We start from the raw sequence: 7,346 nt of genomic DNA, 5'->3' as shown, positions 1-7,346 counted from the left end.
GGGATGAGTGGACCGGGGCATCCGCTGCGCGGGTCCGACCCGGGGTGGTCCGCTGTGCGGGGCTGGGGTCGGGAGATAGGTGAGTGAACGGGGGGCGGTCCGCTGTGCGGGGCTGGGGTCGGGAGATAGGTGAGTGAACGGGGGCAGTCTGCTGCGCGGGCCGGCTCGGGGCAGTCCGTTGCGCGGGGTTGAGGGGTGAGTGGGCCAGGCGTCGGATGCTGCGCAGGCCTGACCCGGGGCAGCCCATTGCGTGGGGCTGGGGTCGGGAGCGGGGTGGGGCGAAGCCCGGCCGAGTCCGCTGTGCGGGGCTGGGGTCGGGAGCGGGGTGAGTGGAACCGGGACGGTCCGCTGTGCGGGGCTGAGGGGTGAGTGGACCGGGCGTCGGATGCTGCGCGGGCCTGACCCGGGGCGGTCCGCTGTGCGGGGCTGGGGTCGGGAGCGGGGTGGGGCGAAGCCCGGCCGGGTCCGCTGCGCGGGGCCGGGTTGGTGGGACGGGCCCGCGGGAGGGGCCGGCGCAGTGGGTGGGGGGCGCGTGCACGTTGGCGGCGGGGTCACGGGTGGGTGGGTGGGGCGGGCGCGGTCAGGCGTCGCGGCGCAGCAGCGTGCGCAGGCCCGCCGCCGCGGCGATCGCCGTCCACAGGGCCATCAGCAGCAGGCCGGTGCCGTGGCCGTAGTGGACGCCGGGGGCGTCCTGCAGGCGTGTGGCGTACAGGCCGGCCCGGTCGGGCAGGAACTGGGCGGCCTCGCGGATGCCGGGGATGGCGGAGAGCGCGGTGGTGCCGAGGAAGACCAGGGGGGAGAGCAGGCCCAGCGCGGCGGTCTGGTTGCGCAGCACGGTGGTCAGCGACAGGCACAGCACCAGCAGCAGCGGGTGGTAGAGCACCCCCGCCGTGAGGGCCCGCCAACTGCCCGGGGCGGACAGGTCGAGGCCGACCGAGGCGGCGGTGGCGGCGAGTTGGCCTGCCACGGTGAGCAGACCGACGGCCAGGCCCAGGCCCGCGCCGAGCAGCAGCTTGCCCCGGTAGTACCGCGTCCGGTCGGGGACGGCGGCGAGCGAGGTGGTCAGGGTGCCGGAGGCGTACTCCTGGCCGACCAGCAGGATGCCCAGGCAGACCACCGCGACCTGGCCGAAGTTGAGTCCGTAGAACAGGCCCTCCATCGGGTCCTCGGTGATCGAGGTGTCGGTGCGGCCGTAGGCGAACTGGACGGCTGCGGTGATGCCCGCGCTCAGCGCGACCGCCAGCAGCGGCGTCGTCCACAGGGAGCGCAGGGTGGTGAACTTGGCCCATTCGGCGCGCAGCGGGTGGGTGCTCATGCCGCCACCGCCCGGTACTCGACGGCGTCCGCGGTCATCCGCATGAAAGCTTCCTCCAGGGAGTCGTGGGTGACGGACAGTTCGACCAGCGCCACCTGGCGGGACGCGGCCAGTGCGCCCAGTTCGCCCGGGTCGGCGTCCGGCACGTCGTAGGCGCCGTTGCCGAGCGGCACCGCCGTGGGGTGGGTTTCGGCGAGCAGCGCGGCGAGGGCGGCCGGGTCGACGGCCCGGAGCCGGACCCGGCGGCGGCCGTGCTCGGCCAGGAACGCGGTGGTGGAGGTGTCGGCCAGCAGTCGGCCCCGGCCGATCACCACCAGGTGGTCGGCGGTCTGCGCCATCTCCGCCATCAGGTGCGAGGAGACCAGCACCGCGCGGCCCTCGTCGGCGAGTCGGCGCAGCAGCGTCCGGATCCACCGGATGCCTTCCGCGTCCAGGCCGTTGGCCGGCTCGTCCAGCAGTAGCGCGGCCGGGTCGCCGAGCAGGGCGGCGGCGATGCCCAGGCGCTGGCGCATGCCGAGCGAGTAGGTGCGGATCCGGCGGTGGGCGGCGTCGGTGAGGCCGACCAGGGCGAGCACCTCGTCGATCCGGCGGGCGGGCAGGGCGTGCGAGGCGGCGATCCAGCGCAGGTGGCCGGTGGCGGTGCGGCCGCCGTGCACGGCCTGGGCGTCCAGCAGGGCGCCGACGCGGCGCAGTGGCTCGGTGAGCCGGTGGTAGGGCCGGCCGTCGATCAGGGCCGTGCCGGAGGTCGGCCGGTCCAGGCCGAGCACCATGCGCAGGGTGGTGGACTTGCCCGCGCCGTTCGGTCCGAGGAAGCCGGTGACCCGGCCCGCTTCCACCCGGAAGCCGAGGCCGTCCACGGCCCGGCGCTCTCCGTAGGCCTTGGTCAGGTCGCGGATCTCGATCACGGCGGCGCTCCTCTCGTCGGGTGTGACCATCAGTCAATCGGCGTGCGGGAAGCGGCGGATCCCGCCCGGGAGTGGTCCGTCTCCCTCTCGGGAGGGAGGATGGCGCGATGCCCGCTCTGTTCGCCCCGCTGCTGCTGCCCGCGACCTGGGCCCGATGGCTGCACCTGCTGGTCGGCGCGGTGTTCGCCGGGATGGTGCTGCTGGTCTACCCGGGGACGGAGGGCGTCTCGACCGGGCGGGCGCTGCTGCTCAGCGGCGCGGTCGACGTGCCGCTGCTGGGCCTGGTCGCGTTGGTGCCGGCGGTGCGGCGGGCGGAGGGTGTGCAGGCGCGGCTGCTGCTGGTGCCGGAGCGCGAGGAGTCGATCGGCGTTGCCGCGTCGGCGAGTTGGGCGGACCGCGGACGGACGGCGCTCTGGCTGGTCGCGCGCGTGGCGCTGGGCACGGCGGCGGGCGTCCTGATGGCCGCGGCGTTCGGCGCGGCTGCGCGGTGGCCGGTGCTCGCGGTGCCGGCGCTGGGCGCGCTGCTGTGGCTGGTGGTGCTCGCCGGCCGGCTCCAACTCGCGCTCGCCATGCGCCTGTTGGGTCCCTCGGCGGCGGAGCGGCTGGCTGCGGCGGAGCTGCGTGCGGAGCGGCTGCTGGAGCGCAACCGGCTGGCCCGCGAACTGCACGACTCGATCGGCCACGCGCTGACCGTGACGGTCCTGCAGGCGGGCGCGGCCCGCGAGGTCGCCGACCCGGCGTTCCGGGAACGGGCGCTGGAGGCGATCGAGACCACCGGCCGCCGCGCGCTGGACGACCTGGAACGGATGCTGGTGCTGCTGCGCGAGGCCCCCGAGGCGGCCGCCGGCGAACAGCCCGGCCTGGACCGGGCCGAGGAGCTGTTCGCCGCCGCCCGCGCCGCCGGCAGCCCCGTGGACGCCCAACTGGACGTCTGCGCGGCCGAGTTGCCCGGCGTGCTGTCCCGCGAGGCGTACCGGATCGTCCAGGAGGGCGTCACCAACGCGCTGCGGCACGCGCCGGGCGCGCCGATCCGGATCCGCGCTCTGGTCGCGGCCGGCGAACTGGCCCTCTCCTGCCGCAACACGCTGACCGGCAAGGGGAGTTCGCGCAGGGGCGGCGGCAAGGGCCTGCGCGGCGTGCGGGAACGCGCGGTGCTGCTCGGCGGCGACTGCGAGGCCGGCCCGGACGGCCCGGACTGGGTGCTGCGGGTGCGGCTGCCACTACGGTTGGGCCGGTGACGGTGATCAAGGTGCTGCTGGTCGACGACGAGGAGCTGATCCGGGCCGGCCTGCGCGCCGTCCTGGACGCCCAGGACGGCATCGGCGTCGTCGGTGAGGCCGAGGACGGCGCCCAGGCCCTCGGCCTGGTCCGTTCGCTGCGCCCCGACGTGGTGCTGATGGACGTCCGGATGCCCGGTCTGGACGGGCTGGCCGCGACCCGGGCGGTCCTGCGCGCCGCTCACCGGCCGCCGAAGATCCTGGTGGTCACCACCTTCGAGGCCGACGACTACGTGTACGAGGCGCTGCGGGCCGGCGCGGACGGCTTCCTGCTCAAGCGCTCCCGCCCGGCGGAGATCGTCCAGGCGGTGCGGCTGGTCGCGGCGGGCGAGTCGCTGCTGTTCCCGGCGTCGATCCGCCGCCTCGCCGCGGCCCGGGGCGGGGGCGCGGCGGACGGCGGGGCGGTGGCCCGGGCCGGGCTGACCGAGCGGGAGGGGCAGGTGCTGCGGCTGATGGCGCGCGGACTGTCCAACGCGGAGATCGGCGAACGGCTGCACCTGGGCGTGCAGACCGTCAAGACGCACGTCAGCAGCCTGCTCGGCAAGCTCGGCGCGCGCGACCGCACCCAGGCGGTGATCGCCGCCTACGAGTCGGGCTTCGTCTCCCCGGCCGCCGATCCGGACCCCGCCGCCGGCCACGCCTGACGGCAGGTCACTCCGCGGGGCCCTCGTAGATCGTGGTCACCCAGGAGGGGACGTCGGTGCCGCAGCTGCGCACGCCCTCCTTGGTGATCGCGGAGTTCACGCAGTCCAGGTAGTCGTGGTACGCGAACTGCATGGTGAACGTCGCCAGCGACATCACCAGCGCCAGGCCACCGGTGAGCAGCGCGCTGAGCGCGGCCGGGACCTGCGGGCGGACCGGGCGCGGCGCGAACGGGTCGGTGACCGGCTCGGCGGGCGCGCGCAGCACGGTGACGGCGTACCAGACGGCGAGCAGGGCGAGCGGGAAGCCGATCCAGTACAGGCCGAACAGCACCGACAGCAGGGCGATGAAACCCGACAGCAGGGCGTTGCGTGCGGTGCGGTGCGCCGGGTCGGACAGGTCGAGGCGCGGCCCCTGCGGGCCGGGCTCGGGGCGCGGGCCCCACTGCGGCGGCTGCGGGTGCTCGCCGTCCGGCTGCCCGTCCGGCCGGTTGCCGGACTCGGGCGGCTGCGGGAGGCGGGGGCGCCAGGGCTGGTCCGGGGCGCCGGGCGGAGGGGGCGCGAAGGGGTTGCGCTCGCCGCTGTCCTCGCCGCTGCTCATGGTGTCGGCCGTTTCTGCTCGTCGGTTTGTCCGCCCGGTGGTGGGGGAGTGGGCGGTCCGTCAATGATCCCCCAACCGGTCGGCGGCTGTACGGCACCCCGCCAGACCGCTGCCGGGCGGCCGGGAGATCCGCGTCTCAACTACGCGCGTAGCGTTGCGGGGTGGTGACGAATGGCCCCCCACCAGCCGTTATCGTGGTGACGGTCGGCAGCTCCCGACGGTTCCCCGGGTCCCGCAGCGCCGCGGCCGCCCGCGCCATCGACGGCTCCCGACCTGCCGCCGCCCGTAATGGCCCCACCGACGGTGGACGTACCAGCGGGCGACACCGACCTACGGAGAATCGCGCCGTGGCTGCCGCTGACACCCAAGTGTTCCCGCCCCGTACCCCCGGACCGGCCCGGCTGGTGGTGCTGGTCTCCGGCTCCGGCACCAACCTCCAGGCGCTGATCGACGCCGCCGCCGACCCCGCCTTCGGCGCCCGGATCGTCGCGGTGGGCGCCGACCGGTACGACATCGCCGGGATCGACCGGGCCGAGCAGGCCGGGATCCCGGTGTTCGTCGAGCGGGTCAAGGACCACGCCGACCGGGCCGCCTGGGACGCCGCGCTGACCGCCGCCGTCGCGTCGCACGAACCCGACCTGGTGATCTCCGCCGGGTTCATGAAGATCCTCGGCCCCGCGTTCCTCGGCGCCTTCGCCGGACGCACCGTCAACACCCACCCCGCGCTGCTGCCCGCCTTCCCCGGCGCCCACGGCGTCCCCGACGCGCTGGCGTACGGCGTGAAGGTCACCGGCTGTACCGTGCACCTGGTGGACGCCGGCGTGGACACCGGGCCGATCCTCGCCCAGGGCGTGGTGGAGGTCGAGGACACCGACCACGCCGACGGCGGCGAGGCGCTGCACGAACGCATCAAGACTGTCGAGCGCAAGCTGCTCGTCGAGGTCGTGGGCCGGCTGGCCCGCGAAGGACACCGCATCGAGGACCGAAAGGTATGGATCCCGGCATGAGCGCCGCTCCCTCCGCCACTCCGCCCGTCTCCGAGAACGTTCGCCCGATCCGCCGCGCGCTGATCAGCGTGTACGACAAGACCGGTCTGGAGGAGCTGGCCCAGGGCCTGCACGCCGCCGGTGTCGCCATCGTCTCCACCGGGTCCACCGCCGGGCGGATCGCCGCCGCGGGCGTTCCGGTCACCGAGGTCTCCGAGCTGACCGGCTTCCCCGAGTGCCTGGACGGCCGGGTCAAGACCCTGCACCCGCGGGTGCACGCCGGCGTCCTCGCCGACCTGCGCCTGGAGTCGCACCGCGCGCAGCTTGCCGAGCTCGGCGTCGAGCCGTTCGACCTGGTCGTGGTGAACCTGTACCCGTTCACCGCCACCGTCGCCTCCGGCGCCACCCCCGACGAGTGCGTCGAGCAGATCGACATCGGCGGCCCGTCGATGGTCCGCGCCGCCGCCAAGAACCACCCCTCGGTGGCCGTCGTCGTCGACCCGGCCCGCTACGCGGACGTGCTGACGGCCGCGCAGTCCGGCGGCTTCGACCTGCTGACCCGCAAGCGCCTGGCCGCCGCCGCGTTCGCGCACACCGCCGCGTACGACGTCGCCGTGGCGAGCTGGTTCGAGGAGTCCGGCTACACCGAGACCGACGCGGCGTTCCCGTCCTTCCTCGGCAACACCTGGGAGCTGGGCAACGTCCTGCGCTACGGCGAGAACCCGCACCAGCAGGCCGCGCTCTACACCGACGGCACCGGCGGCCTCGCGGGCGCCCAGCAGCTGCACGGCAAGGAGATGTCCTACAACAACTACGTGGACACCGACGCCGCCCGCCGCGCCGCCTACGACCACGCCGGCCCCGCCGTCGCGATCATCAAGCACGCCAACCCGTGCGGCATCGCCACCGGCGCGGACGCCGCCGAGGCGCACCGCAAGGCCCACGCCTGCGACCCGGTCTCCGCGTACGGCGGCGTGATCGCCGTCAACCGCCCGGTCACCGTCGAACTGGCCGAGCAGATCGCCCCGATCTTCACCGAGGTCGTCGTCGCCCCCGGCTACGAGGACGGCGCCCTCGAGGTGCTGACCAAGAAGAAGAACCTGCGGGTGCTGCTCGCCCCCGAGGCCCCCGCCGACAAGCTGGAGTCCCGCCGCATCTCCGGCGGCGTGCTGCTCCAGCAGGTCGACCGGGTGGACGCCGAGGGCGACGACCCGGCCACCTGGACGCTCGCCACCGGCGAGGCGCTGTCCGCCGACGAGCTGGCCGAACTCGCCTTCGCCTGGCGGGCCTGCCGGGCCGTCAAGTCCAACGCGATCCTGCTCGCCAAGGACGGCGCCTCGGTCGGCGTCGGCATGGGCCAGGTCAACCGGGTCGACTCCTGCAAGCTGGCCGTCACCCGGGCCGGCGAGCGGGCCACCGGCTCCTACGCCGCCTCCGACGCGTTCTTCCCGTTCGCCGACGGCCTGGAGATCCTGCTCGCCGCGGGCGTCAAGGCCGTGGTGCAGCCCGGCGGTTCGATCCGCGACGAAGAGGTCATCGCCGCCGCCGAGAAGGCGGGCGTGACCATGTACTTCTCCGGGACCCGGCACTTCTTCCACTGACCGGCGCCGACCGGCACCGA

Annotated in this window: 7 protein-coding genes; 4 read left to right on the top strand and 3 right to left on the bottom strand. The window is 75.0% G+C overall.

All coding sequences use genetic code 11. From position 1 onward, the window contains the following. Positions 1 to 580: 580 nt before the first annotated feature. Both ACZ6R9_RS00560 and ACZ6R9_RS00555 read right to left on the bottom strand, forming a co-directional pair. Positions 581 to 1,315, bottom strand: a complete 735-nt coding sequence (locus ACZ6R9_RS00560; protein ID WP_465535585.1) for a hypothetical protein — start codon at positions 1,313 to 1,315, stop codon at positions 581 to 583. Beyond that, on the bottom strand, positions 1,312 to 2,220 hold the full coding sequence (locus ACZ6R9_RS00555; RefSeq protein WP_465535583.1) for an ABC transporter ATP-binding protein: 909 nt from the start codon (positions 2,218 to 2,220) through the stop codon (positions 1,312 to 1,314). The genes ACZ6R9_RS00560 and ACZ6R9_RS00555 overlap by 4 nt, the downstream gene beginning before the upstream one ends. Positions 2,221 to 2,327: 107 nt before the next feature. Between ACZ6R9_RS00555 and ACZ6R9_RS00550 the strand changes: the two genes are divergently transcribed. Then, the gene (locus ACZ6R9_RS00550; protein WP_380488598.1) at positions 2,328 to 3,458 is read left to right on the top strand and encodes a sensor histidine kinase; all 1,131 of its coding nucleotides are present in this window, start codon (positions 2,328 to 2,330) and stop codon (positions 3,456 to 3,458) included. Continuing rightward, positions 3,455 to 4,141 (top strand): response regulator transcription factor, encoded by a 687-nt coding sequence (locus tag ACZ6R9_RS00545; RefSeq protein WP_465535580.1) that lies wholly within the window; start codon positions 3,455 to 3,457, stop codon positions 4,139 to 4,141. Before ACZ6R9_RS00550 ends, ACZ6R9_RS00545 begins: the two co-directional genes overlap by 4 nt. Positions 4,142 to 4,148: 7 nt before the next feature. Here ACZ6R9_RS00545 and ACZ6R9_RS00540 read toward each other — a convergent pair whose 3' ends face one another. Beyond that, complete coding sequence (locus ACZ6R9_RS00540; protein ID WP_380488600.1) at positions 4,149 to 4,739, bottom strand: hypothetical protein; 591 nt, start codon at positions 4,737 to 4,739, stop codon at positions 4,149 to 4,151. 347 nt (positions 4,740 to 5,086) lie between these two features. On the opposite strand from ACZ6R9_RS00540, the gene purN reads away from it, so the two are divergent. Both purN and purH read left to right on the top strand, forming a co-directional pair. After that, positions 5,087 to 5,746, top strand: a complete 660-nt coding sequence (gene purN, locus ACZ6R9_RS00535) for a phosphoribosylglycinamide formyltransferase (protein WP_380488601.1) — start codon at positions 5,087 to 5,089, stop codon at positions 5,744 to 5,746. After that, positions 5,743 to 7,326: a bifunctional phosphoribosylaminoimidazolecarboxamide formyltransferase/IMP cyclohydrolase gene (gene purH / locus ACZ6R9_RS00530; protein ID WP_380488602.1), complete on the top strand. Its 1,584-nt coding sequence runs from the start codon at positions 5,743 to 5,745 to the stop codon at positions 7,324 to 7,326. The genes purN and purH overlap by 4 nt, the downstream gene beginning before the upstream one ends. The last annotated feature ends 20 nt before the right edge of the window (positions 7,327 to 7,346 follow it).

Source organism: Kitasatospora sp. NPDC048662, assembly GCF_055587065.1.
Note: the sequence above shows the minus strand (reverse complement) of the source record. Positions and strands in the feature narration are given on the sequence as shown.